This window comes from Anaerobutyricum hallii DSM 3353 (assembly GCF_000173975.1).
GTDB classification, from domain to species: Bacteria; Bacillota; Clostridia; order Lachnospirales; family Lachnospiraceae; genus Anaerobutyricum; species Anaerobutyricum hallii.
The window spans coordinates 13,519-39,628 of record NZ_ACEP01000143.1 but is presented as its reverse complement, the minus strand read 5'-3'; the positions used below and the strand labels follow the sequence as shown (position 1 = coordinate 39,628).

Genomic DNA, 26,110 nt, shown 5'->3' with positions numbered 1-26,110 from the left:
GAATCTTACTCCGGGATGCACCATCGTCGGAAGCTGTACTGCAGAAGTGTTTCGCACAGAAGAACGTTTATCCCCGGGCCATAGAATGTGTGCCGGATGTGGTGCAACTATCGCTGTAAGAAATGTACTGCGTGGACTTCACGAAGAAGACGAAGCGGTTATCACCTGTGCAACCGGGTGCCTTGAAGTATCCTCCTTCATGTATCCATACACTGCATGGAAAGATTCTTTTATTCATAATGCTTTCGAAAATGCCGGAGCAACCTGCAGTGGAGTAGAAGCTGCCTATCGTGCTTTAAAGAAAAAAGGAAAAGTAAAAAAGCACTCATAAATTCATCACTTTCGGTGGTGATGGCGGTACATACGATATCGGATTCCAGTCTTTATCCGGTGCAATGGAACGAAATCATGATATGGTTTACGTCTGTTACGATAATGGCGCTTACATGAACACCGGTATCCAGCGTTCCTCCGCAACTCCAATGTATGCTGACACAACAACTACTCCTGTCGGTTCCGAATCTGACGGAAAAGCACAGAATCGAAAAGACTTAACACAGGTAATCGCTGCACATAATATTCCTTATGTTGCACAGACTACCTTTGTGCAGAACTTCAAAGACCTGCACACAAAAGCAGAAAAAGCAATCTACACAGAAGGGGCTGCTTTCTTAAATGTCATGGCTCCATGCCCAAGAGGATGGCGTTACAACACACCAGACATTTTAGAAATCTGTCAGCTTGCAGTAGATACCTGCTTCTGGCCATTATTTGAGGTCATTGACGGCGAATGGATCGTAAACTATGTTCCTAAGAAAAAACTGCCAATCGAAGACTTCTTACGCCCACAGAGAAGATTCAAACATTTATTCAAACCCGGAAAAGAAGAATTAATCGCAAGAATCCAGGCAGAGGTTGATAGAAAATGGGAAGAATTACTGGCAAAAGCTAAATAGGACTTTGCTGCAGGCAAAGAGACGCCCCCGAAGAGAGTCTAACTCCTATATTTGTGACTTTAGTCGCGGCGGTTTGAATGCTCGCTTTAAACGCTCGCATCCAAACCTTGCTCCGAGGCCACAAATATAGAGGTTAGATTCTCTTCGGGGGCGTCTCTTTTGCCTGCGGCAATTACTTCAACATCGAGGCAACCATCTGGTTTACGAGCTTACCATCAGCCTTACCTTTTACCTTTGGCATAAGGTCCTTCATGATTTTACCTCTGTCCTTACCTGTTGGTTCTGTAATTCCAAGTTCGTCAAGTACGGACTGAATTGTTGCTTTGATTTCATCTTCACTCATCTGCTTTGGCGCAAATTCTTCATAAACAGCGATTCTCAGTTTGCACTGGTCGATAATATCTGTACGGTCAGCAGGTGACATCTCAATCGTATCTTTGCACTGTTTGATTTCTTTTGCAATGATACTGTTCTCCTCTGCCTCTGTTAAATCTTCTCTCTTATCGATTGCCTTCGCCTTTAAAGCACCAAGAAGCATGGATAATGCATCTTTTCTTTCTTTATCTTTTGCTTTCATTGCTGCGTACATTGCAGTACGGACTTCTTCGATTTTACTCAACTTAAACCCTTCTTTCAAATAGTATAATCGTTATTCAAGTAAAACTTTACTACTATTTCCAACCAAAATCAAGGGGGAATTCTGTGACATGCTCCCACCACTTAAATCATAGATTTTGAAGTGGGGGCTTCTTGCTCAATGGCTCTACTGAGCCAAGTATCTACAAGCTATCCTCGCGTGCCCCGCGATTCTTTTGCCCGGACATGGGTATATTTTCTTATTATCAGCTTGTCCAGATACGGACAGTTTATGCTGTCAACATCCTTCTTGCTTCTTCACGTATGTTGATTGCCGCATTACGATCTCTGTCCATCTTATTTCCACACGCACAGTGATAGACTCTTTCGGATAATTTCAGCTCTTTCTTTATCCTTCCACATTTACAGCATTTTTTACTAGAAGGAAAGAAACGGTCTACCTTTATCATTTTCTTTCCTTTCCATGCCAGCTTATAGTCTAACATTTCCCTAAACATTCCATATCCATTATCCTGTACGCTTTTTCCGAAATGCAGGCACTGACCCATTGCTTTCATATCGATATCTTCCACTGCAACTGCATCATAACCGTCTGCAATCTTTCGGCTAAGTTTGTGCAGATGATCCCTTCGCTGATTTCGTATCTTTTCATGACATCTGGCAACTTTCTTTTTCTGCAGTTCATAATTATGACTTCCTCGTACGCATCTTGATAACTTTCGCTGCTCCCTTGCCAGTCTTTTTTCATTTTTTCTGAAAAATCCTGCTTCTTCTGTCTCAACCTTTTCTGAAAACACTGCCATCCCCTGCATTGCATAATCAATCCCAAGTATCTTTGCAGTACTGTAATCCGGTTCAGCAGCTTGGTTTTCACAGCTGTATCCTTCATAAAATAAGCTTGCAAAGTATTTTCCGGATGGTTCCATACTGACCGTCACTGATTTCAGGCGAAGGCCTTCTGCTGGCTCCCTGTGTTTTTTCATGGCGATCCATTTTAATTTAGGAAGCCGAATCCGCTTACTTTCCACCAGGATATTTCCATTGACCACATTCGTTGTATAGCTGTTTTTGGAATGATGTTTTGACTTAAACCTTGGAAATCCAATCTTGGGATTCCGAAAAAAATTCTTATAGGCCTTTTCCAAATGAAGCTGGACATTTGCCAGCGCCAGCGAATCTATTTCCTTCAGAAATGGATATTCCTTTTTATACATGGCCGGTGTGTTTTTTAACATTTTCTTCGTCTTTTCATACTCCCGGATCTTATCATTGAGCATCTGATTATACAGAAAACGACAACAGCCAAATGTTTTGCCAAGAAGTATCTTCTGTTCTTCTGTCGGATAAATTCGGAAACGACATGCTATGTTCAATACTTTTTCCCTCCTTGGGTTTCAATGTCTTGATGGATTACTTATACCCGAACCCCTCCTTCTGTCAGCAGGGCAGAAACTCTGACTCCAAAAGGCTTCTTTCCAAAGCTTTTCCCTGATTTCCGGATACTCCTTTTTCAATAGTCTACTACTGGCACTTTTTCAGGCATTGATAAATTTACTAAGTTCCATTCTCGACTGTGCATGGAACATTACATACACATGATCAATGTCATGATTCCATTCTTCCAGAACAATCCCATACCTTGGAGCAATATGTTCCCATATCCCTTTTGCTCTTTCTGAAATTGGATTATCAATGACTTTTCTTCGATATCTCACTACCATGATCAGATGATAGTACATCATATATACTGAATGCGCATTATGATTTATTTTTCCTTTTCTACTGACTCTATTATACCATGGATTGCATTATTGAACAAGTGTTCTCTTTTTATTTTTACGCAATTCATCTCCCACCTGCAGAGGAAGGAGAATTCTTGCTATATTATGTTAAATAAGAATTTGCCGCAGGCAAAATAGATGCCCTCAAAGAAAAAAGCTCCAGTGGAGGTTTTGAGAGCAAGTTTCTGCTTTATTGGGCAAAATGGAGCGTTTAGCACAACGGAACAAAATCAATAAATTTTCTAGGGGTTCTTCTTAATAATCCTTCTGGCGATTTCCCAAAGCACCCCAACATTAAATAGTAATTTCCGTCCAACAAAAAACAGCTCCCACCGGGAGACGATATCCTATATTTGTGGCCTTAGAGCGAGGATTGAATGCGAGCGCTTAAGCGAACATTCAACCCGCAGTGATAGAGTCACAAATATAGGATATCGTCTCCCGGTGGGAGCGTCCGTCTTGCCTAACGGCAAATTACTATTTAACAACCAAGTTTACGATTCTTCCCGGTACATAGATTTCTTTACGGATTGTTCCATTGACTTTATCCCCAAGTGCCTCTTTCGCCTTTGCAAGAATCTCGTCCTTATCTCCATCTGGATTGATGGCGATTGTGCATTTGGTCTTTCCGTTAATCTGTACTGGAATCTCGATTTCATCGTCTTTCATAGCTTCCTCATCGTATTCTGGCCATGTTGCGTGGAATACAGAATCGGTATGTCCAAACTGTTCCCAAAGTTCTTCGGAAACATGTGGAGCAAATGGAGCTAATAAGATGATATATGTTTCCAATGTTTCTTTATCTACGCCGCCTTTTTTAGACAGTTCCATCAGTTTATTGTTGTATTCCATGAATCCACTGATTACTGTATTTAAGCTGAAGCTGTTCAGACGGTTTGTGATGTCATGAACCAGTTTATGACGTACTTTGATTAATTCTGGTGTTGCCTTTACATCGTTATCCTTATTGTCAAGAGCAAGCTTCCAGAAACGTTTGAGGAAACGGTTTACACCTTCGATTCCCTTATCATCCCATTCAGAATCAAGTTCTGGTGGTCCTACAAAGAGTTCGTAAATTCTTAAGGAGTCACATCCGTAGTCCCTTACAAGATCATCTGGAGATACGACATTTCCTTTGGATTTACTCATCTTGATACCGTTCTTACCAGTAATCATACCCTGGTTAAAGAGCTTCTTGAATGGCTCATCAAAGTCGATTACCCCAATATCGTTGAGGAACTTTGTATAGAATCTGGAGTATAACAGATGTAATACGGCATGTTCCACACCACCAATGTACATATCTACTGGAAGGTACTTATCTGCTTTTTCTCTGTTTACTAATTCTTTATCGTTCTTGTTATCAACGTAACGTAAGAAGTACCAGGAAGAACCTGCCCACTGAGGCATTGTGTTTGTCTCTCTCTTTGCTGGAGCGCCACAGCATGGACATGTTGTGTTCACCCATTCTGTAATGTCAGCAAGTGGAGATTCTCCTGTTCCTGTTGGCTGGTATTTTTCTACCTCTGGTAACAGTAATGGAAGCTCTTCTTCTGGAACTGGTACTGCACCACATTTTGGACAGTGTACGATAGGAATCGGCTCACCCCAGTAACGCTGACGGCTGAATACCCAGTCACGAAGCTTGTAGTTTACAGTTTTTCTTCCGATGCCCATCTTTTCGATCATGAGAGGCGCTTCTTTTTTCAGTACAGAAGATTCCATACCATTCCACTCACCAGAGTTAATCATTGTTCCGGCAGCTTCTGTGTACGCTTCTGTCATGTTCTCGATTTCTTTTCCATCTTTAGCAATTACCTGAATGATTGGGATGTTGAACTTTGTAGCGAACTCAAAGTCACGGTCATCATGCGCAGGTACACACATGATCGCACCTGTACCGTAGTCAGCAAGTACATAGTCAGATAACCAGATTGGAACTTTTGCTCCATTTAATGGGTTGATTGCATAAGAACCTGTGAATACACCAGTCTTTTCTTTGTCCTGAAGACGATCTACGTTAGACTTCATGGAAGCGTTGAAGATATACTTTTCTACAGCTTCTCTTGTTTCATCTGTAGCAAGTTCTTTTGCCATTGCGTGTTCCGGAGCTAATACCATAAATGTTGCTCCGTGGAGTGTATCTGGTCTTGTTGTATATACAGTGATTTTCTCGTCTTTTCCTTCTACAGGGAAGTCAACTTCTGCACCGTAACTCTTACCGATCCAGTCTGTCTGCATCTTTTTAACCTTTTCAGGCCAGTCAAGCTTATCAAGGTCATTTAACAGACGGTCTGCATATTTTGTGATACGAAGCATCCACTGTTTTAAGTTCTTCTTTGTTACAGGAGAACCACAACGCTCGCAGCATCCGTCTACTACTTCCTCATTAGCAAGACCTGTCTTACAGGAAGGGCACCAGTTGATTGGCATTTCTTTTTCGTAAGCAAGACCTGCTTTAAACATTTTTACGAAAATCCACTGTGTCCACTTGTAGAAGTTTGGATCTGTTGTATTTACTTCCATATCCCAGTCATAGATAGCTGCGATTTCATTAATCTGTCTCTTAATATTCTTAATATTAGAAGCTGTAGTAATTTTAGGGTGTGTTCCCATCTTAATCGCATAGTTCTCTGCTGGAAGGCCAAATGCATCCCATCCCATTGGATGAATCAGGTAATATCCCTGAAGCATCTTGTAACGGCTCCATACATCACTGATTACATACCCTCTCCAGTGTCCTACATGAAGTCCGCTTCCTGATGGATACGGGAACATATCAAGACAATAATATTTTGGTTTCTTTCCATCGTTTACGTTGATTGGGGTTGCTTCCCATTTGTCACGCCATTTCTGCTCAATGGCTCTATGGTTATAAGGTTCTGCCATAGGTTTTTCCTCCTGTATCATAAAATATAATATAATTATATCCAATTCCTTCAGTTCTTAACTGACGGGTGGATGATAGTTAGCATAAATTATTCTGCTGTTTTTTCTTCTGTAGTTAACTCTGTTGGAGCTTTCTTTTCTGTTGTCGTCTGCTTTGGCTTCTTTCCAACTTTAAAGGTAAATGTTTTTGTTACGCTTACTGCTGTATATGGATCAGTAATGGTACACTGTACTTTATAAGTACCTGCCTTCTTTGTGTTTACCTTTCCCTTTACCTTCATCGACTTTAACAATGCATCGGATGAAGCATAGGAAGAACTGACATTTACCATATTTTTTATATTAAATGTACTTCCATAAACAATCGTCTTTGTTGCCTTTTTCTTTAAAGTAAGTTTTGGACGGTACGGATTACGGGAATCTGGATCTGTAGGATCCCATCCAGCTCTCTTTTTAGTAGATACCCTTACTTTTGGGCGAGTCGGCTTCTTTAATGTACGTCCTTCTCCAATTACTACCTTTGTTCCAAGACGGCAATGATCATAAATCCACTTGGCATCTGTCACAGCCAGACGGATACAGCCTGCAGAAGCCTGCTGTCCTAACTTATTATATTCCTTTGTGGATACCTGACTTTTATTGATACTATAATAAGGTACAGAATGGAACAGGTATGCTCCGTGGATTCTTGTACTATACTGTCCGTAAACCCCGTGAATCAATGGTCTCCATTTATACTTTGCTGTTGTATTATATGTACCTCTTATTGTTCTATAATTTCTTCCAGTAGAACAATACATTGCTTTTACAAGCTTGCCGGTTTTTGAATTGATTACGTTAACAAGATTTGTTCTGCGGTTCACATAAATCGTATACTTGCTGGCAGCCTGTACATCCACTGTATTAAAACGGATAAAGGCAAATGTAAAAACAAACATTGCAGCTAGTAGTAGCATTCTCTTTTTCTTCATCTTTCCTCTCCTTTCTCTCTTCTGAAATATTGCATCTTGAAGCATTCTTGAAAAATCATTCTGACACTCTCCTGCAAATGTAACATACATCTTGCTGTAAGCATTTTTCAAACACTTTCTGGTAATTACGCAAAACTCCATTTTTATTATATAATTTTTCTCGTTTTTGTAAAGCAGAAGTTTGTAAATTTGCAAATTTGCCCTGCCCGTGCTTCTATGTTATAATACAAATCATAGCAATCGTAACTATAGTGACTCCATTCACAAACAGTATATATATTCGGAAGGTCTTTTTGTGAATCATTTTCCAATAGTTACAGGCAAATTTATAGTTGACATGTACAAAGGAGGTTTACCATGATTGAATTTAACCATTTTAACTTTAATGTTCTTAATTTAGAAAAGAGTATCGCTTTTTATAAAGAAGCAATTGGTCTTTCTGTTGTCCGCGAAAAGGATTCCAGTGACGGAAGCTTCAAGATTGTATATCTTGGAGACGGACGTACCGGCTTTACTCTTGAATTGACCTGGATGCGCGACAGAAAAGAGCCTTATAACCTTGGAGATGAAGAATTCCATCTTGCATTCAAGACAGATGAGTATGATGCTTTTCATAAGAAACATGAAGAGATGGGATGCATTTGCTACGAAAATCCTTCTATGGGAATCTATTTTATCAATGATCCAGACGGATATTGGATTGAAATCGTTCCGGTAAGATAACTTTTTCATCCATATGACAGGATATACTTATGAATTATAATGAACCATCTATAAAAAAGAAACGAGAAGAACTTTCATCCCCAAAGAAAAGAAGACGAACAACCGCTTCGGCAGTTGCTTTTCGTGTTATTTTATTTCTTATTTGTGCGATATGTGTCAGTGGAGCCGGATTAGCTTACGGCTCCTTTAAAGGTATTATTGCCAGTGCACCTAAAAATGTCTCTCTTTCACCAAAATATTCTTCTACGATTATCTATGACGATAATAATAAAGCAGTGCAGCCTCTTCATGATTATTCCTCTAATCGGATTAAGGTAAAGTCTGAGGAGCTTCCGGATAATCTGAAAAATGCTTTTATTGCTATTGAAGATGAACGTTTTTATGAACATGACGGTGTTGATTTTAAGGGGATTTTGCGTGCTTTGTGGACAGATCTGCGCAATGGTTCCACCTCACAGGGAGCCAGCACACTGACACAGCAGCTTATTAAGAATAATGTATTTGAAGCTGGCGGTGAAAGTAATATCATTGCAAAGATTAAACGAAAGATTCAGGAACAGTATCTTGCAATTAATGCAGAAAAAACAAAGCCGAAAGAAGAGATTCTTACCGACTACCTAAATACCATTAATTTAGGTAAAGGTAACCTTGGGGTGGAAACCGCTTCCAAATATTATTTTGGCAAGTCAGCAAAGAACCTCACCTTATCAGAATGTGCCGTTTTAGCTGGAATCACAAAAAATCCGACTTACTTAAATCCGGTAGATTATCCTGAGGCGAATGATGCACGTCGTAAACTAATTCTAAAAAAGATGTATCAATTAAATTATATTTCTGCGAAAGAATACCAGCAGGCTTCTGAGGATAACGTTTACGCAAAGATTAAGAGCCATACCGCCAAGGGAAACAAAAATTCTGTATATTCCTATTTTACAGATGCGCTTATCACCCAGATTGTCGCTGATCTTCAGGAACAAAAGGGATATACGCAATCGCAGGCTTACCAGCTTGTTTATCGCGGTGGCCTGAAAATTTATTCTACACAAAACACAAAGCTACAAAAGATTGCAGATTCTGTTATTAATAATCCAGATAATTATCCGGTAGCTACCAAGTTTTCCTTAGAATATAAACTTCAGGTAACGCATGCTGACTCTTCATCCAGTACTTATACAGAAATAAATGTTGCTTCCTATTTCCGCAAAAAGAAAAAAGATCCAACTTATAAAACGATTTATAATTCAAAAAAGGAAATGAAAGCCGCTGTAAAAGCATTTCGAAAGTCTGTAATGAAAAAGGGAGACAAAAAGAAGGCCGAATCCATACATTATTCTATGGAACCCCAGCTATCTTACTCTCTCATTGATCAAAAAACAGGCCAGGTTAAAGTTCTAGTAGGCGGACGCGGACAAAAGCAGGACGATCTCGCCTTAAACCGCGCAACATCTGTAAAGCGGCAGCCGGGTTCAACATTTAAGATTTTATCTACTTATGCTCCCGCTATTGATACAGGAAGTATGACACTGGCAACGGTATTTGATGACGCCCCATATCAGTATGAGAATGGACAAAAAGTTACAAACTATGTTTCAACAAGTTATAAGGGACTTACAACTGTCCGTGATGCCATCATAGATTCTAACAATATTGTTGCAGTAAAAGCCCTCACAGACCTGACTCCTCAGGTCGGTTTTGACTTTCTGCAAAAACTTGGTTTTACAACTTTAGTAAATAATCGGGTAAGTACAAATGGTACTTATGAAAGTGATGTAAACCAGTCTCTGGCTCTTGGTGGAATTACAGATGGTGTAACCAATGTGGAATTGACCGCCGCCTATGCGGCCATTGCCAATCAGGGAACTTATAACACCCCTGTTCTTTATACGACTGTAAAAGACAGTAATGGCAATGTTCTGTTAAGTAACAAAAAGAAATCTCGCAAAGTAATAAAGAAATCAACCGCCTGGCTTCTTACAAATGCGATGGAGGATGTTGTTAAAAAAGGAACCGGCCGGGCTGCGCAGCTTGATTCAGATATGGCCGTTGCCGCCAAAACAGGTACTACTTCTAACAACTATGACTACTGGTTCTGCGGATATACGCCATACTACACGGCATCTGTCTGGACAGGTTATGACTATAACACTTCTTTTGATAATGATGAAGATTACCATAAAGTAATCTGGAAAAAGATTATGGATCGCATTATCAGCGAAAAGAAACAAAAAGTGAAAAGTTTTCCTTCCAATAAAAATATTAAAAAAGCGGAGATCTGTATCAAATCCGGCAAGAAAGCTCTTCCTAATGTTTGTTCAAAAGATCCTGAAAAGTCAATGGTCCGCACAGAATATTTTGCATCGGGAACCGTTCCGAAAGATAGTTGTGATGCGCATATCGCAGTTACTTTCTGTTTAAAATCTCATTTAGTTGCACAGAAGTTCTGCCCAGATAAGTTCCGCTACACAAAGATTTTCCGTGTTCGTCCAAAACACTCTTCTCATAAGACGGATGATGAACCTTACTTCCTGAATATTGATATCAACAATAAGTGCAATATTCACACGGAAGAATGGCATCAGAAAAAATTAGAGAAGAAAAAGAAAAAACAGGAAGAGAAATTAAAAAAACAACAGAAACAACAGCAGTCAGGGAATGATACTACAGACACTTCTATCAATAACATTGAAAAGCAAATCAAAAAACTGCTAAACTAAAAGGAACTTACCAAAGTTAAACCTACAAGAATATCCCATGTTAGATATATTTTTTCCTCTAACATGGGATATTTTCATTTTCTTTTCTCTTTCACTTTCATATTTTCCAATAAAATATACTTTTTATTACTACTCTGTTTTTCCTGCAAAAAGTTAAACTTAAATTAGTTTTGAAAATCCTTTTTTTGGTTTGTTCCTTATTGGTATTTTCCTTCTGTTAAAAATATAATTATATTATGTATTTCGTGCGACGGATACATAGATACCGGAAAACCATGAGAACAAAGTTTAAAGGAGGATGAATTTTATGTTAGCAAAAGGTTTTTCAAAACCAACTGATCGAGTTGAGCGTCTTAGAAGTATGATTGTTGATGCAGTTCCATGTATCGAGGCTGAACGTGCCGTACTTATTACCGAGTCCTATCAGGCAACAGAAGGACTTCCAATGATTATGCGTCGTGCTAAAGCTCTCGAGAACATTTTAAACAATCTTACTGTTACAATCCGAGACGATGAGCTTGTAGTTGGTACCCTTACAAAAGCTGTTCGTTCCTGTCAGCTTTTCCCTGAAAACTCTTACAAATGGGTTATGGACGAGTTCGATACCATCGAAACCAGAATGGCTGACCCATTTAAGATTTCTGAAGAAGATAAGGCTACTTTAAGAAAAGTTCTTCCTTACTGGGAAGATAAGACAATCAGTGACCTTGCTTCTAGCTATATGTCCGAAAAAACAAAAGAATGTATCGCTAACGGTGTATTTACTGTAGGTAACTACTTCTTTGGTGGTGTTGGACATATTATCATTGATTATGATAAAGCTATCCGTCGTGGTTACAAGGCAATTATTCAGGATGCTGTAGAAGCACTCGAAAGCTTCGACTGCAACGACCCTGACTTCATTCAGAAAACACAGTTCTGCAAGGCTATTATCACCGTATTGTCTGCTGCTATCAACTTTGCAAAACGTTACTCTGACAAAGCAAAAGAGATGGCTGCTGTTGAGACAAACCCAACAAGAAAGGCTGAATTACTTCAGATTGCCGCAAACTGTGAAAAGGTTCCTGCAAATGGTGCTACAAACTTCTATGAAGCTTGTCAGTCTTTCATCATCACACAGATGATTCTTCAGGTAGAGTCCAGCGGACATTCTGAATCTCCAGGACGTTTCGACCAGTATATGTACCCATATCTTGAAAAAGATTTAGCAAGCGGTGCTATCACAAAAGATTTCGCTCAGGAATTATTAGACTGTGTATTTGTAAAATTAAATGACCTTAACAAAGTTCGTGATCAGATTTCTGCTCAGGCATTTGCAGGATTCCAGGTATTCCAGAACATCGGTGCCGGCGGACAGACAGAAGATGGTATGGACGCAACAAATGAATTATCTTATATGATGATGGAAACCGTTGCTCACCTTCGTCTTAGCGCACCTTCCTTCTCCATCCGTGTATGGCAGGGAACACCTGATGAATTCCTTTATCGTGCATGTGAGCTTGCAAGACTTGGTTATGGTCTTCCTGCTATGTACAACGATGAAGTTATTATCCCAGCTCTTACAAACCGTGGAATTTCTCTTCATGATGCCCGTGGTTACGGTCTTATCGGCTGTGTAGAACCATCTGTACCAGGAAAAGAACAGGGCTGGCATGATGCTGCTTTCGTAAACGTTGCTAAGATTCTTGAAATCACTATCAACAATGGTAGAATCGGCGACCTTCAGATCGGACCTAAGACTGGAGAAGTTGATACATTTAAGACTTTAGAAGACTTTATGCAGGCATTCCAGAAACAGATTGAATACTTTGTATACTATGTAGCAGAAGCAGATAACTGTGTAGATTACGCTCATATGGAACGTGGAGAACTTCCATTCCTGTCAAGCTTTGTTGCTGACTGTATCTCCGATGCGAAGGGAATCTGTGCTGGTGGTGCTAAATACAACTTTACTGGTCCTCAGGCATTCGGTGTTGCCGACAGTGGTGACTCTGTATACGCAATCAAGAAACATGTCTTTGATGACAAAGATATCACTTTTGCTGAGTTAAAAGAAGCTATGGATGCAAACTTCGGTTACCCTGTTGATGGTGAAGTTGCTCCTTGTGCTGCATCTGCAGAAACAGAAATCGAAAAAGATTTATATGACCAGATCTGCAAGATTCTTGGTAAAGAAGGCATTAATATCAATAAGAGCGCTGCTACTGCCGCTCCTGCTTGTGGAAGCAACAATGAAAAATATGAGCGTATTCGTGCTATGATGGATGCTACAGACTGCTTCGGTAATGATATTGACGAAGTTGATATGATTGCAAGACGTTGTGCACAGATGTATTGCTACGAAGTTGAAAAATACAGAAACCCTCGTGGTGGACAGTTCCAGGCTGGTATTTATCCTGTATCTGCTAACGTATTATTCGGTAAAGATGTTGGAGCACTTCCTGATGGACGTCTTGCTAAGAAACCTCTTGCTGATGGATGTTCCCCAAGAGCTGGTAAGGACGTAAAAGGCCCTACAGCCGCAGCCGCTTCTGTTGCCAAACTTGACCATGAAGTTGCTTCTAACGGTACTCTTTACAACCAGAAATTCCTTCCTTCCGCAGTCGCCGGAGATCAGGGTCTTATGAACTTTGCCGCTGTTATCCGAAGCTACTTTGAGAAGAAAGGTATGCATGTGCAGTTTAACGTTGTTGATAAAGAAACACTTCTTGACGCACAGGCACATCCAGAAAATTATAAAGATTTAGTTGTTCGTGTTGCTGGATACAGTGCAATGTTTACTGAACTTGCAAAAGAAGTTCAGGATGACATCATCAGCAGAACAGAGCAGCATTTCTAAATTTTAATTGGCACTAACTGAGTAAATAAACGAGAATAGAAATTTATTTCAAAAATTATTTTAGAAACTTATTGATTTTTAATATTTATAATCCTTTTGCATCATAAAATTTCCGGGGCTGCCACAGGAGGACCTTATCCTACCCTCTTACTGTGGCAACCCCTTTGAGGGTTTTACAGCAATTCTATAAAATACTACAAAAACTAAGCACTCTATAACGTAAATTACTGCGCTATGCCACATCATCTTTTTACAGTATTTTATGAAATTACTATAGAAGGGAGAGCACATTGTACACTGAAAAAGATTTATTTTCTAATAATGACGAACAAAATAGAGGAAATTTCGATACAGATGTCGGTATCCTTGAATTATTTGGTAAAGAACCTTTAGAAAATCTGCAGTCTATCATTTCAAAAGTTACCGGACTCGGTTTTGTTACTGCCGATTTTCGCGGGGAACCACTTACTTGCATGACCGGATTTACCCCTTTTTGCAAATTTACCAGAGAGCGTGGAAATAATGGAAAATTGTGCAATCTCTCTGATGCATTTGGTATTGTCCGTTCTGCTATCACCCGTAAATACTGCATCTATTTTTGTCCTTGTGGATTGATGGAAGTTGCTATTCCAATCATCGTTCATGGAAAGTTCTTAGGCGGCTTTCTTTCCGGCCAGGTCAGATGTAACGATGCCCCAGATGATATTCCACGCTTCTCTGGTCTTATTCAGCCAGAATATCTTGAGGAAGATCAGGCTCAGGTTGATGAATACTTTGCGCAATTACCAACTTATGAATACCAAAAATTTTCAGATATTGCTGAACTTATCTACCTGATGGTAAACCAGCTTGCCGAAAATGAAATGCTTCGCCAGCAGCAATATGATTCCCACAAAATACAGGAACAAAAGCTGACTTCTAAAATTAATGAACTAGAATATGAAAATTCTTCCCTGACGAAAGAATTAAATTATATGCAGGCAAAATTGACCCCTCATTTTATTTTGTCCCTGCTCACTGACATTGCAAATCTTTCTGTCTTAGAAAATGCACCAAAAACAAACCAGATGGCTGTCGCTCTGGCTCAGTATTTGAAATACAGTTTGTGCACTACAGGAGATAATATCTTACTTTCCGATGAGTTAAAGCAGATTGAATCCTATTTTAACATGCTAAAAATCAAATATGAAGATGCCTTTACCTACTCTATTACTGCGAAAAAAGAAATAGATATGCTTAGAATACCTTCGCATATTCTTTTTCCATTTTTAGACCGGGCAGCCTCACTGATCACAGTAAATACTGGACACCTTGATATTGCCATTTCTATTTCCTGTGAAAATGGATATACCACGATCGATATAGTATCGGATTATAACCCGGATAATGAAGAAAGTAATCCTGCTTCTTCTTTCAAAAACTTTCCGGATAATGATACGTTTCGCTCTCTTATCAGCAATATCCGACAGAGACTCTACAGCATTTTTGGCAATAATTATGAAATCAAAGAGAGTTACCAGAACAATTCTAAAATCCATGATATAATCAAGTTACCAATCTCTCATGAGGAAAGGATTATGTAATGTACAATGTATTAATTGTAGACGATGACACATTAATGCGAAATGCACTGCGTGCCATGATTTCACGCTTTAAAAACTTTCAGATTATCGGGGAAGCAGCAAATGGCGCTGAAGCGATTGCCATCTGCCGCCTCTATCCTGTACATCTTATTTTTATGGATATCATTATGCCTGGCATGACCGGCATTGAAGCTGGCAAAAAGATAAAAGAAGACTCCCCTCAGACAGAAATATGCATCCTCTCTGCCTACTCCGACTTTCATTTTGCCAAAGAAGCAATGGAATTACATATCAAAAAATACTTTTCCAAGCCAGTATCTTTTCTTGATATAAGCACCTATCTGGAGAATTTTTCTCCTTCTACTTATAAAAGTGTCTGCCCTCAGCTTTCTCAGGCTTTGGAATTAGCTAATTCTCAGAGTTTTTCAGAAACCTATGCTGGCCTTTCTTCTATCATTAATGAGATTTTCTCCAGCCAGAATGCAAGTATTGAATCTTTAAAAAAGACTTTTATCGAGATTGGACATGGCCTTTTAGATTCTCTTGAGTATGCGGATCAGCGTAACGAAATCACGGATTTATTTCCTTTACCTGATACCTGGCTTGTTAATGGCGAAATCATGAAAATTTGGCTTTTTAAAATAATGGATTATATCTACCAACAAAAAAGCATACGGCGTTATAGTATTTTAGAGGGCGTTTTCCTCTTTATCGAGCAGCATATCAAAGAAAAAATTTCTTTAGGCCAGATTACAGAAGGCAGCATGATTAGCCAGGGATATTTAAGTCGTATTTTTCGTGACCAGTTCGGCATCAGCACAATGGAATATATCCGTCTTCGCAAGATTCAAATGGTCAAGATTAACTTTATCTTTACCACACACAACACTTCTGACGTTGCCTTTATGCTAGGCTTTAACGAGAGCAGTTATCTTCAGAAAGTATTTCAGAAAATAGAAGGAATCTCTATTCAAGAATTTAAAAAACGGCTAAAATGAAGCAAAGCATTATCTTTTCATTTTTGGCTGGAAAATAAGTGAGGCTATATAAGAAAAGATAAGTGCAGAACTTGTTCCGGCAGCAGCAGCTTTTAACCCGCCTTTAAATAAACCGATTGCCCCTTCTTCCTTTACTGCTTCTATCACTCCTTTTGACAGGTTATATCCAAATCCAGACAGCGGGACACTTGCACCACAGCCTGCCCATTTTATAAGAGGTTCATATAATCCTGCAGCTCCAAGAATGACTCCTGCTATTACTAATAACACCATCACTCTTCCGGGCATTAACTTCGTATTATCAAGAAAAATCTGTACTAAAGTACAAATGAGGCCTCCTACAACAAATGCTTTTAAATATATCATCCTTTTCCCCTACTCCTTTCCGGATTCTAACCAGACTGCATGTGCAATTGCCGGAATCGTTCTTCCCTCATTTGCTGACACTTGCGATAATAATGCCCCTGTCGGTACAAACAACACTCTTTTCCATTCTCCACTGGCAAGTTTCGGCAATATCACTGCTGAAAGCATTAATGCAGAACAGGCACATCCACTTCCTCCTGCATGGGTATCCTGACTTTCTTCATCAAATATCTGCATTCCGCAATCCATATGATTTTTCTTAATATCTTTATGATTCTCGTCAAGCAATTCAAAAAGTAACTTCTGCCCCACTGCTCCCAAATCTCCAGTAATAATTCTATCAAAATCTACTGATTCCATCTCAAAATCTATAAAACTTTGATAAATCGTATCGGCGGCCGCCGGAGCCATACACGCTCCCATGTTAAACGGGTCCTGCACACCATAATCCTTTATTTTCCCCGTTGTAATTCCCCGAATCTGCACATCGCCTTTATCCTCATTTAATAAAAAGGCTCCCGCTCCAGTTACCGTCCACGTCGCACTGTATGGACGCTGACTTCCATAGCCAAGAGGAAAACGAAACTCCTTTTCTGCACTCGCAAAATGACTCGAACACCCTGATAACACCAAATCCGCAAACCCTCCATTCACTGCCATCGCCCCTATAGACAAAGCAGCCCCTATACTAGAACAGGCTCCATATACACCGTAATAAGGAATTTCAAGTTCTGCAATTCCAAAAGAAGAAGCAATAAGCTGCCCTAACAAATCACCACAAAAAGCCATTCTCACATCTTTCTTCTTCTTTTTTCCCTTTCGCAGCGCAATCTCTCCAGCAGTTTTCAAAAAACAACTTTCACTCTCTTCCCAGTTTTCTTTACCAAACATCGGGTCTTCTACAATCAAATCCAGATGTTTCCCTATCGGTCCCTCACCCTCTTTTTTACCACCCACACAGGCATGGCTTAGTATCTTTACTGGATTTTGAAATAAAATACTCTGCTTTCCCTGCATTTGCTTCATAAAATACCACCTTTCTTTCACTTTGATTCATCATCTTACTGAAAGATAGTATTTTCTAAATCAGAAGAATTTATGTATTCTGATTTAATTCATCCCAGACTTATTAAAGAGCGAAACTTTCTAGATTTCTAAATTTGACTCATTAAATATTGCTGAAAAACAGAATACTGGAAGGAAAATAATCCCTATCTGTGGCCTCGGAGCAAGCGTTGAATGCGAGCGCATAAGCGAACATTCAACGCGCCGCGACTAAAGTCACAGATAGGGATTATTTTCCTTCCAGTATTCGTCTATTTAGCCAACACCTATTTGTCTAATCCCCGAAATCAATAATCCACTTTAATAAGACACAACCCCTGTGCCGGTGCTGTTGGTCCTGCCATCTGGCGGTTCTTTGCTTCAAGAATTTCTGGGATCTGTTCTGGTTTTATCTTCCCTTTACCAACTTCCAGAAGTGTTCCCACAAGTATTCGCACCATATTCTGAAGGAATCCTGTTCCATGGAAATCAAAATAAATAAAACTTCCCTTTCTCGTAATTTCAATCTTGTCTACAACACGTACTGTAGACTTTTTCATACGAGGATTTCCACAAAAACTTTTATAATCATGCTTGCCTTCCAGATATGCGGCTGCCTGCTGCATTTTTTCCACATCTGGACGTTTTTCTAATACAGCCACATATTTTCTCTGAAATACAGGCTTAACTGGTCCATCATAACAGGTATAACGATACAGTTTCCCTACAGCTTTATATCTGGCATGAAAACGTTCAGAAGCTTCTCTCACTTCTTTTACTGCAATGTCATCAGGAAGATATCGATTCATATAATCCCGAATCTCATCAGGAGTCCTCTCTCTCCCGCCTCTTTCTTTATCTGTAGCATCAAAAACTGCATTTGCAACCATCCCTCTGGCATGTACCCCGGCATCTGTCCTGCCTGCACCAAGAACATCAATAAACTCTCCACACATTCTTGTAAGAACATTCTCAAGCTTTCCCTGTATCGTATCTCTGTCTGGCTGATGCTCCCACCCATAATATCGGCTTCCATCATAACAAATCGTCATTTTATAATTTTTCTTCATTGTATATTCTCTCTTTCTCTTAGCACTATACTCCCATATGTATTGCTGAAAGAATTAATCCTACTTCCTGTTCCATACCTACAAGCATATTGCTTCCATTCAAGCTCACTTCTTCCTCTTGTGTATAATCTACTACTGTAACATTCTTCTCCCCAGTAAGCATCCTATAACTTGTCTTTCCAAGTTTTTTTGCTTTTTCCTGCTCTTTTCTCTGTAATTGCTTGATATAAGTACATACTTGTTCACAAAAAGTATCTTGCATATAGTTTTTATCTTTTTGTTCATTCTCATATCTTCCTATACTCTCATTGGTTCTATTCATTAATTCTCTACCGACCATCACAGGGGAAGAAGAAATTACTGCCAAAAGTCCAATCACCCTTGCCATCTGGCGTTTCTTCACATCAAATCCATTCTTGACGAAAAACATATACCACTGTATCGCCTTGGCAACTTCGGCAGGTCCTCCATCTGCAATCATTATACTTCCAGTAAGAGCTTCTATATCTTTTTGGTCTGCATACAAATTCCTGACTCCCTCTTCTAAAACAGGAATACGCATAGAAAGTTCCTCCATACCATAATAAGAAGCTGCCAGCATTCCTCCACTAATTAAATCTTCTCTCTCTTTCATAACCATCTGAAGTCTTCTTAAAAGTGGAGTTATCGTCTTATCTGGCTTACCTGCAAAATAAGCCGCTATCAAAAAAAGGCTATCTCCTCCTTTAAAACCAGCTTTCTTCAGCTCAGCATATCCCCTCCAGACTTTCTCCTTCCACAATTCCTGTGCCTTATAATTCTTCTCTTCTATATCTTCCTCGGCAACCGTCTTCCCCATATTCTTCTGTTCGTCGATATAAGAAAATATCCTATCTAACTGATTTCTGTCTTCCATTATTTTGTACTCCCAATCAATTACCTTTTTTAGATTTCTCTTTTACATTTCTTTTGTATTATATATTACTGTGAATGACTTTGTAAAATATTTTTATTCTTTTTTAAACAAACAGTATAGGATAACTTAATTATTTATTTGCACTATCCGCCTCTATTACGGACTTAATCCGCTTCATAAGCGTATCATAATTCTCCTGATTATCAATTCCGCCAACCATTGGCTCTCCTACAATATTACCTTTTCTGTCTACAAGAATTGTTGTCGGAAATGCCATGATCTCAGAGGCATATTTTCCTGCATCTGAATTAGCATCCAATGCGAAATTTCGGTATTTTGCTCCCTGACTTTCAAGTATTTTCTTTGCTTCCTTAATTGTAGCTTCTTTTCCATCGAATGTATCGGTATTAACCCCTACAACTTCTCCTCCCATCGACTTTATCGCATCATTTAATTCATTAAGCTTTGATAATTCGGCAACGCAAGGCTTGCAGCCTGTAAACCAGAAATTCATAACCGTTACTGCATTTTTAGAAAAAAGATTTTCCTCAACGTCATTTCCATCAAAATCTTTTCCTGAAACATTATTAAAAGCAATGGTATCATCATCTTTGGAATCAGAAGCACCTGATGTATCTAATTTGTTGTCGACTTCTGTTATCTGCTCTTCAATTCCACGGATTGTCTCAATATCTTCTTTTAATGTTTTTAATTCATCATCCGTAAAAGAGTTTTTGTTTGATTCCACTGTGGAAGCAAGGTATTCGGCATAATTATCCGAGCCGGCATCTGCTTTGGACATCTTACTAAATACTTTTTCCCAGACATCTTTATGTTTTTCAAAAATCTCATTTTCCTGCTGGTATAAATCATCCAGTTTCGCCTGCAAATCTTCTGTCTTTTCCGTTCCCTCTGATACAGATGAAGAGTCTGCTTTTCCAACATCTCCCTTTCCTGTACATGCAGTAAATGATAACGCTACGCAAAGTGTAAGAATCATGATAATAGTTCTTCTTGTTTTCATAATAAAAAACCTCCTTTTATTTGTCATTAAATTTTATAAACTGATAGTGGATTGCATCTTTTGGACAAGCTTTCATACAGGCACCGCATCGTATACATTCCGGATGATTTGGACTCTTTATAACATCAACATCCATTTTACATACTTTTGTGCACTGATGACATCCAACGCATTTATCATCTTCAACCTTTATGCTGAGAAATGAAATCTTATTAAATAGTGAATAAATCGCTCCAAGTGGACAGATCCATTTGCAAAATGGTCTGTAAAACAGGATACTTAAAAGAATTACCATAATTAAAATGATAAGTTTAAAAGAAAACAGCTTACCAAGTGCCGACCGAATAGCCGTATTGCCAAGTGATAACGGTATTGCCCCTTCCAAAACTCCCTGAGGACAAATATATTTACAGAAGAACGGATCTCCCATTCCAATCGAATTTGTTATAAATATTGGAAGAAATATAACAAAAACGAAAAGAATCATATATTTAAGATACCTTAATAATCTTAATTTTTCTGTGGAAAACTTTTTCCCCGGGATTTTATGAAGTAAATCCTGAAACCATCCAAACGGACACAAAAAGCCACATATAAATCTTCCTAACATTACACCAAGTAAAATAAAAAATCCGGTTATATAATATGTAAATTTAAACTGCGATGAACCAACTACTGCCTGAAAAGCTCCGATCGGACAGGCTCCTGTCGCTGCAGGGCAGGAATAACAATTCAATCCCGGCACACATACTGTTTTTGCATTTCCCTGATATATTTTTCCCTTAAACAAATTAGGAAGATGTATATTGGTAAGCAATGTGGCAGCCGCCTGTATCCCGCCACGCAGGCTGGCTATTTTTTTTGATATTAAACTTGTTTTTTTATCCAATTCCTACACACTCCAAACATAATTTTATTGCTTTACCAAGCACAACGGCAGCTTCGCCTCTAACAGCGCCATAGCTCATCATACTCACACCGGCGATGAGTAAAATAAACTGTGATATTTTCCTGCATTTCAAAATATTTATTACCCCCTTACTCATTAGATACTTAAAATTGTTTCTATACAAACTTTTAAGTATACTGTTATTATTGTCTTTGTTGACCTTGTGACTCTCGTATTATACAATAAGTGGTGTAAAATTTCTGTTAAGCGAATGGAGAGATTATTTTGAGATTATTAATTGTTGAAGATGAAAAAGAATTATGTGATACCATTTCAAAAAGCTTGTACGAATCAGGCTATGAAGTAGATACCTGTTATGATGGATATGAGGCTCTTGATTATATTTTGACGGAAGACTATGATCTAATTGTGCTTGATCTTAATCTTCCCGGCATGGACGGAATGGATATTCTAAGAGAACTAAGAAAAGAAAACGAAGAAACGAAGGTTCTTATCTTATCCGCACGAAGTCAGATTATAGATAAGGTGGAAGGATTAGATGCCGGAGCTAATGATTACATGGAAAAACCTTTTCATATACAAGAACTAGAAGCCCGTATCCGAAGTCTTACAAGACGTAAATTTGTACAAAAAGATATATGCTTGCATTGCAAAGACATAAAGTTTGATACGAAAAAGCGGGAAGCATATGCCAAAGGAATACTCGTACCTTTAACCAGAAAGGAAAATGGTATTTTAGAATATTTACTTCTTAATCAAGGCAGGCCTGTAAGTCAGGAAGAACTGATTGAACATGTTTGGGATGCTTCCATAGACAGTTTTAGCGGCTCTATCCGGGTACACATGTCATCTCTCAGGAAAAAATTTAAATCAGTGCTCGGTTATGATCCCATCGTAAACAAGATTGGCGAAGGTTATAAGCTTGTGGAGGGTGTGTCATGAAAAAAATGTCGCTTCAGTGGAGACTCACTATTATAACTACTTTACTAATCGCAATGATATGCGGAAGCCTTACTATATTTATCTACAAAAACGGAGTCTACTATATCGATTCTCTGCAAAATACTGTAGATGCTAAAAGCGAAGATAATAATGAGAAGAATCCAGATGAAATCTATATCAGTATTCCAGATGAAGAGTGGAACAATTTTGCAAAGAATTTTTCCATTCAGGTATATAATAATAAAGCTGACTACAAAAAAAGCAGTCTGCTATTTTCAACACTGTTATCTCTTCTTGGAGGTGTGATTACATTTTTTATAAGTGGCCATGCACTAAAACCACTATGTGATTTCTCAAAGAAAATTGAAGAAGTGCAGGCACAAAACCTGTCGGATTCCCGAATAGAAGAAAATAAATTCTCTGAACTGAACCAGCTTAGTGTTTCATACAATAAAATGCTTGAACGACTGTCAGAAGCATTTAAGCTGCAAAGGCAATTTACCGCTAATGCTGCCCATGAGCTTCGTACACCGCTTGCTGTGATGCAGCTTCAGATAGATTTGTACAATTCCTCAAAGCATCCGAATAATGATACATCTGCACAACAAACTATAAGCATGATTACCGAACAAACAGAACGGCTCAGCAAAATGGTAAGAACGCTTCTTGATATGAGCGAGCTTCAAACAATAGCACGAGATGAAGAAATCGCAATATCTGCTCTTGTTGAAGAGGTTCTTGCTGATTTAGAACCTCTTGCACAGGAAAAAGGAATCAACCTTATCGAAAAATGCGACAATGTACTCTTAATGGGAAGTGATATTCTCATCTATCGACTTGTATATAATCTTGTCGAAAATGCCATAAAATATAACTTTTCCGGTGGAACAGTCACAGTAAACGCCACACAGCAAAACAGTCAGCTTCATCTTACAGTTGAAGATACTGGAAACGGTATCCCCGAAGAACTTAAAGAACGGATATTTGAACCTTTTTTCCGTCTGGATAAATCCAGAAGCCGGGAACTTGGCGGCGTGGGACTCGGTCTTGCACTTGTCCGTGAGATTGTAAGGGTGCATAACGGCAGCATTTTAGTTAAAAATAATGCGAACTCCGGCACAACTTTTGAAGTGATTTTTCCATAACAATAATTTATAACCATCTACTATATGCAACATACTATAAAAAAAATATCCAATAAACACATCCAATTACCCAGCTTGTAAATACTCCATATAAAATAACCGGACCTGCTATCGTAAAAATTTTCACTCCAATTCCAAAAACCTGTCCCTCTTTTTGATATTCAATTGCTGGTGATGCAACAGAATTTGCAAAACCAGTAATTGGAACGAGAGTTCCCGCACCACACCACTTTGCCAAAGGTTCATAAAGCTGAAAACCCGTCAACACAACACTGATCAATACAAGGCAAACGCTTACTACAATGTATGAATTTTCCTCACTCACACCAACTCTATTATACGCGATCTGACGGATCAACTCTCCCAAAACACATATCGCTCCTCCAGATACAAACGCATGCCAGCAGTTTGAAAATGAGCTGAATTTAGGGGTCAGCTTTTTTACCTTCTCTGCGTATTCCTGATTACTAAATTCTTTTTTCATACATTTCACTCTCCTTCAAAATTTTCATATAGTATACTAAGTATGTACTAATACACTGAAAATATTCTCCCACCCCAGAAAATTAATTTCTGATTTGCCGCAGGCAAAGGAGACGCTCCCAAAGAGAGACTATTTCTTCTGTCCCCATCCCCAAATTTTTTTCAACTGATTTGTAGGACTGAAATACACAGAACCCTCCTCCTCTGTAATCTATAAAAATGCGCCTTAGAGCAAGTTCAAGTTGCGGATGAGCAGCTTGGACGCAGTGAAACGAAGCATTTTTATAGATTACAGAGGAGGAGGGTTCGTCTGTTTATTTTTCAAATTCTACAAATCAGAAGTTATTTCGCGCAGGTCGTTTCTGCATTTTTCCCATCATAATCAAAAAGCCCATCATTCTTCTCCTCCAATGCCTTTATCATATGATATGTATATTCATTATATGGTGTTGGAACGCCAAGTTCTTTTCCCATTCGCACTAACGCTCCGGAAAACATATCTATCTCCGTATGACGTCCGGCATCAATATCCTGCAATGTAGAATAACGTGCTGTTGGAGGAACCGCACTTCCCCGGGCGGACTTTATATCTACCTTGCTCATATCAATTCCTTTTGCCGCTGCAACAGCCTCGACTTCCTTCTTAAGTCCGTCACTGATTGCCTTCATATGTGTACTGTCGCTATAACAGCCAACTCCCGCTCCAAGAATCGCCTGCGGAAGATTATTACAGATATTTAAGCGATATTTACTCCACATCTCCTCACGAATATATTCTGTCGCACGAAAATGTAAGCCTGTATCTGCAAAAAGCTCCTTAATCTCCTCTACTCTCTCACTCTCAAATGGCGCAGAAATCTCTCCGAAGATTATTCCAATCGTAGTCTCCGGATCAAAACAATAACCTGTTCCTTCTTTATGAGAAGCTACCTTAATAATCGAGTGCAAAATATGAGATGCATCTACTTTCTCAGATATAATCTCTTCACTGTCTACTCCGTTCATAAGGCTCATGATAATTGTATTATCTCCAACTGCTTCTTTAATACTGTCAACAGCCCCCGGTAAAGCTCCATACTTCAGAGAAACAATCAAAAGGTCAACTCCATTAGCTTCGCTTGGAGTCCACACTTCTGGATGATACACTTTTTCATTAATCAAACATCCATTTTTCTCAAGACGTTCTTTTCTCTCTCCCTCCGCAATTACGCCAAGCTTAATATCCTTACGATTTGAAAGTCCCCAGATAATATATGAGCCTACTGCTCCGGCTCCGAGAACTGCTACTGATTTTATCCGCATGTTTATCACCTCATAAATTTTTGTAAAAAACCGCTTCTATTATATCAATTAATCAGGGTTTTGAAAATACCGAGTTGCCGCAGGCAGTGACAACTCGGACAAAACCATACCATAGTATAGAACCCATCTATGTCTTCGTCAACTAAAACAGACAAACTTTATCCAGCCACAGATATAGGTTCTATTCTCTCTTGGGGTTCGTCCGTTTGTTTATTCTTCAGCTAATGCATATTCCTCGATCAGTTCCCAGATTTCATCTCTTCCTGCTTTTGTGACAGCAGAAAATGGTACGATTGGAACACCTTCGATTACTTTTAAAGTATCTTTTAACAGTTTTAACTGTTTTTGAAGCTGGCTTCGTTTGATTTTATCGGCTTTGGTTGCTACAATTACCGGAGAGAAACCGTTGCTTAAGATCCAGCGGTACATCTGTACATCATTATTGGTTGGCTTATGGCGAAGGTCAATGAGTAAGAATACCATACGAAGCTGTTCAGAAGTATGAAGATAGTTTTCTATCATCGGTCCCCATTTTGCTGCGACTTCTTTAGATACTTTGGCATAACCATATCCTGGAAGGTCTACAATATACATTTCTTCATTTACGTTGTAGAAGTTAATGGTCTGTGTTTTTCCTGGCTGTCCTGAAGTTCTTGCTAAAGACTTTCTGTTTACAAGGGCATTAATGAGGGATGATTTCCCTACGTTTGATTTACCGGCAAATGCAACTTCTGGTAATGTGTTTTTAGGAAGCTTACTTGTAATTCCGCATACAGTTTCTAAGTTTACATTTTTTATAACCATGTTTTTCCTCCTTTCTCTAACTTTTTAAACCATGGTTCAATATATATATATCAGTTAATCTAAATCATAAATTT

The 26,110-nt window shown here is 38.9% G+C and carries 21 protein-coding genes and 2 pseudogenes; 8 read left to right on the top strand and 15 right to left on the bottom strand.

Annotated features, from left to right (window positions below):
* Nucleotides 1-85: 85 nt before the first annotated feature.
* A pseudogene (locus EUBHAL_RS13160) lies at nucleotides 86-956 on the top strand (thiamine pyrophosphate-dependent enzyme).
* Nucleotides 957-1,128: 172 nt separating this feature from the next.
* On the opposite strand, the gene EUBHAL_RS13155 reads toward EUBHAL_RS13160, so the two are convergent.
* From EUBHAL_RS13155 to EUBHAL_RS13135, 5 genes and pseudogenes are all read right to left on the bottom strand, one after another.
* Nucleotides 1,129-1,575, bottom strand: coding sequence for a GatB/YqeY domain-containing protein (locus tag EUBHAL_RS13155; protein WP_021907052.1), 447 nt, complete (start codon nucleotides 1,573-1,575; stop codon nucleotides 1,129-1,131).
* 247 nt (nucleotides 1,576-1,822) lie between these two features.
* Nucleotides 1,823-2,926 (bottom strand): RNA-guided endonuclease TnpB family protein, encoded by a 1,104-nt coding sequence (locus tag EUBHAL_RS13150; protein ID WP_044923567.1) that lies wholly within the window; start codon nucleotides 2,924-2,926, stop codon nucleotides 1,823-1,825.
* A 41-nt stretch (nucleotides 2,927-2,967) separates the two neighbouring features.
* Nucleotides 2,968-3,295 (bottom strand): annotated as a pseudogene (gene tnpA, locus EUBHAL_RS13145) (IS200/IS605 family transposase).
* Between the two features lie 516 nt (nucleotides 3,296-3,811).
* Nucleotides 3,812-6,223: a leucine--tRNA ligase gene (gene leuS / locus EUBHAL_RS13140; protein WP_022170596.1), complete on the bottom strand. Its 2,412-nt coding sequence runs from the start codon at nucleotides 6,221-6,223 to the stop codon at nucleotides 3,812-3,814.
* 89 nt (nucleotides 6,224-6,312) lie between these two features.
* A complete protein-coding gene (locus tag EUBHAL_RS13135; RefSeq protein WP_135960945.1) occupies nucleotides 6,313-7,335 on the bottom strand; it encodes a L,D-transpeptidase in 1,023 nt (340 codons plus the stop codon).
* Between the two features lie 216 nt (nucleotides 7,336-7,551).
* Here EUBHAL_RS13135 and EUBHAL_RS13130 point away from each other — a divergent pair, with 216 nt between their 5' ends.
* The 5 genes from EUBHAL_RS13130 (at nucleotide 7,552) to EUBHAL_RS13110 (ending at nucleotide 16,051) form a co-directional block, all read left to right on the top strand.
* Nucleotides 7,552-7,917: a VOC family protein gene (locus tag EUBHAL_RS13130; protein ID WP_005350901.1), complete on the top strand. Its 366-nt coding sequence runs from the start codon at nucleotides 7,552-7,554 to the stop codon at nucleotides 7,915-7,917.
* A gap of 29 nt (nucleotides 7,918-7,946) precedes the next feature.
* Nucleotides 7,947-10,631, top strand: a complete 2,685-nt coding sequence (locus tag EUBHAL_RS13125; RefSeq protein ID WP_005350900.1) for a transglycosylase domain-containing protein — start codon at nucleotides 7,947-7,949, stop codon at nucleotides 10,629-10,631.
* Nucleotides 10,632-10,938: 307 nt separating this feature from the next.
* The gene (locus EUBHAL_RS13120; RefSeq protein WP_044923563.1) at nucleotides 10,939-13,470 is read left to right on the top strand and encodes a glycyl radical protein; all 2,532 of its coding nucleotides are present in this window, start codon (nucleotides 10,939-10,941) and stop codon (nucleotides 13,468-13,470) included.
* A 290-nt stretch (nucleotides 13,471-13,760) separates the two neighbouring features.
* On the top strand, nucleotides 13,761-15,053 hold the full coding sequence (locus EUBHAL_RS13115; RefSeq protein WP_005350895.1) for a PocR ligand-binding domain-containing protein: 1,293 nt from the start codon (nucleotides 13,761-13,763) through the stop codon (nucleotides 15,051-15,053).
* Complete coding sequence (locus tag EUBHAL_RS13110; RefSeq protein ID WP_005350893.1) at nucleotides 15,053-16,051, top strand: response regulator; 999 nt, start codon at nucleotides 15,053-15,055, stop codon at nucleotides 16,049-16,051. Before EUBHAL_RS13115 ends, EUBHAL_RS13110 begins: the two co-directional genes overlap by 1 nt.
* A 9-nt stretch (nucleotides 16,052-16,060) precedes the next feature.
* On the opposite strand, the gene spoVAE is transcribed toward EUBHAL_RS13110, so the two are convergent.
* The 7 genes from spoVAE to EUBHAL_RS13075 form a co-directional block, all read right to left on the bottom strand.
* Entirely contained in the window at nucleotides 16,061-16,417 is a 357-nt protein-coding gene (gene spoVAE / locus EUBHAL_RS13105; RefSeq protein ID WP_005350887.1) for a stage V sporulation protein AE, read from the bottom strand.
* Nucleotides 16,418-16,426: 9 nt separating this feature from the next.
* The gene (locus EUBHAL_RS13100) at nucleotides 16,427-17,443 is read right to left on the bottom strand and encodes a stage V sporulation protein AD (protein ID WP_005350884.1); all 1,017 of its coding nucleotides are present in this window, start codon (nucleotides 17,441-17,443) and stop codon (nucleotides 16,427-16,429) included.
* Nucleotides 17,444-17,769: 326 nt separating this feature from the next.
* Nucleotides 17,770-18,531, bottom strand: coding sequence for a tRNA pseudouridine(38-40) synthase TruA (gene truA / locus EUBHAL_RS13095; RefSeq protein ID WP_005350883.1), 762 nt, complete (start codon nucleotides 18,529-18,531; stop codon nucleotides 17,770-17,772).
* Nucleotides 18,532-18,556: 25 nt separating this feature from the next.
* Nucleotides 18,557-19,426, bottom strand: coding sequence for a hypothetical protein (locus EUBHAL_RS13090; RefSeq protein WP_005350882.1), 870 nt, complete (start codon nucleotides 19,424-19,426; stop codon nucleotides 18,557-18,559).
* Between the two features lie 130 nt (nucleotides 19,427-19,556).
* A complete protein-coding gene (locus EUBHAL_RS13085; protein WP_044923560.1) occupies nucleotides 19,557-20,450 on the bottom strand; it encodes a TlpA disulfide reductase family protein in 894 nt (297 codons plus the stop codon).
* Between the two features lie 16 nt (nucleotides 20,451-20,466).
* Nucleotides 20,467-21,339, bottom strand: a complete 873-nt coding sequence (locus tag EUBHAL_RS13080) for a 4Fe-4S binding protein (protein ID WP_005350880.1) — start codon at nucleotides 21,337-21,339, stop codon at nucleotides 20,467-20,469.
* The gene (locus EUBHAL_RS13075) at nucleotides 21,332-21,472 is read right to left on the bottom strand and encodes a CD1871A family CXXC motif-containing protein (RefSeq protein ID WP_070101355.1); all 141 of its coding nucleotides are present in this window, start codon (nucleotides 21,470-21,472) and stop codon (nucleotides 21,332-21,334) included. The genes EUBHAL_RS13080 and EUBHAL_RS13075 overlap by 8 nt, the downstream gene beginning before the upstream one ends.
* Before the next feature lie 152 nt (nucleotides 21,473-21,624).
* Between EUBHAL_RS13075 and EUBHAL_RS13070 the strand changes: the two genes are divergently transcribed.
* The gene (locus EUBHAL_RS13070; protein WP_005350878.1) at nucleotides 21,625-22,302 is read left to right on the top strand and encodes a response regulator transcription factor; all 678 of its coding nucleotides are present in this window, start codon (nucleotides 21,625-21,627) and stop codon (nucleotides 22,300-22,302) included.
* Nucleotides 22,299-23,447 (top strand): sensor histidine kinase, encoded by a 1,149-nt coding sequence (locus EUBHAL_RS13065; protein WP_005350876.1) that lies wholly within the window; start codon nucleotides 22,299-22,301, stop codon nucleotides 23,445-23,447. The genes EUBHAL_RS13070 and EUBHAL_RS13065 overlap by 4 nt, the downstream gene beginning before the upstream one ends.
* Before the next feature lie 34 nt (nucleotides 23,448-23,481).
* Here the strand turns inward: EUBHAL_RS13065 and EUBHAL_RS13060 are convergent, their stop codons facing one another.
* The 3 genes from EUBHAL_RS13060 to yihA all read right to left on the bottom strand — a co-directional run bounded on the left by EUBHAL_RS13060 (nucleotide 23,482) and on the right by yihA (nucleotide 26,036).
* Nucleotides 23,482-23,931 carry a SpoVA/SpoVAEb family sporulation membrane protein gene (locus EUBHAL_RS13060; protein ID WP_005350875.1) on the bottom strand — a complete coding sequence of 150 codons (450 nt, stop codon included), beginning with the start codon at nucleotides 23,929-23,931 and terminating at the stop codon, nucleotides 23,482-23,484.
* A gap of 341 nt (nucleotides 23,932-24,272) precedes the next feature.
* Nucleotides 24,273-25,232, bottom strand: coding sequence for a ketopantoate reductase family protein (locus tag EUBHAL_RS13055; protein ID WP_005350874.1), 960 nt, complete (start codon nucleotides 25,230-25,232; stop codon nucleotides 24,273-24,275).
* Between the two features lie 210 nt (nucleotides 25,233-25,442).
* Nucleotides 25,443-26,036, bottom strand: coding sequence for a ribosome biogenesis GTP-binding protein YihA/YsxC (yihA, locus tag EUBHAL_RS13050; protein ID WP_005350873.1), 594 nt, complete (start codon nucleotides 26,034-26,036; stop codon nucleotides 25,443-25,445).
* Nucleotides 26,037-26,110: the final 74 nt, after the last annotated feature.

Coding starts and splice junctions, on each gene's coding strand:
- leuS (WP_022170596.1), bottom strand. CDS start 6,223: ATGGCAGAACCTTATAACCATAGAGCCATTGAGCAGAAATGGCGTGAC.
- EUBHAL_RS13135 (WP_135960945.1), bottom strand. CDS start 7,335: ATGGAGTTTTGCGTAATTACCAGAAAGTGTTTGAAAAATGCTTACAGC.
- EUBHAL_RS13130 (WP_005350901.1), top strand. CDS start 7,552: ATGATTGAATTTAACCATTTTAACTTTAATGTTCTTAATTTAGAAAAG.
- EUBHAL_RS13125 (WP_005350900.1), top strand. CDS start 7,947: ATGAATTATAATGAACCATCTATAAAAAAGAAACGAGAAGAACTTTCA.
- EUBHAL_RS13120 (WP_044923563.1), top strand. CDS start 10,939: ATGTTAGCAAAAGGTTTTTCAAAACCAACTGATCGAGTTGAGCGTCTT.
- EUBHAL_RS13110 (WP_005350893.1), top strand. CDS start 15,053: ATGTACAATGTATTAATTGTAGACGATGACACATTAATGCGAAATGCA.
- spoVAE (WP_005350887.1), bottom strand. CDS start 16,417: ATGATATATTTAAAAGCATTTGTTGTAGGAGGCCTCATTTGTACTTTA.
- EUBHAL_RS13100 (WP_005350884.1), bottom strand. CDS start 17,443: ATGAAGCAAATGCAGGGAAAGCAGAGTATTTTATTTCAAAATCCAGTA.
- truA (WP_005350883.1), bottom strand. CDS start 18,531: ATGAAGAAAAATTATAAAATGACGATTTGTTATGATGGAAGCCGATAT.
- EUBHAL_RS13090 (WP_005350882.1), bottom strand. CDS start 19,426: ATGGAAGACAGAAATCAGTTAGATAGGATATTTTCTTATATCGACGAA.
- EUBHAL_RS13085 (WP_044923560.1), bottom strand. CDS start 20,450: ATGAAAACAAGAAGAACTATTATCATGATTCTTACACTTTGCGTAGCG.
- EUBHAL_RS13065 (WP_005350876.1), top strand. CDS start 22,299: ATGAAAAAAATGTCGCTTCAGTGGAGACTCACTATTATAACTACTTTA.
- EUBHAL_RS13060 (WP_005350875.1), bottom strand. CDS start 23,931: ATGAAAAAAGAATTTAGTAATCAGGAATACGCAGAGAAGGTAAAAAAG.
- EUBHAL_RS13055 (WP_005350874.1), bottom strand. CDS start 25,232: ATGCGGATAAAATCAGTAGCAGTTCTCGGAGCCGGAGCAGTAGGCTCA.
- yihA (WP_005350873.1), bottom strand. CDS start 26,036: ATGGTTATAAAAAATGTAAACTTAGAAACTGTATGCGGAATTACAAGT.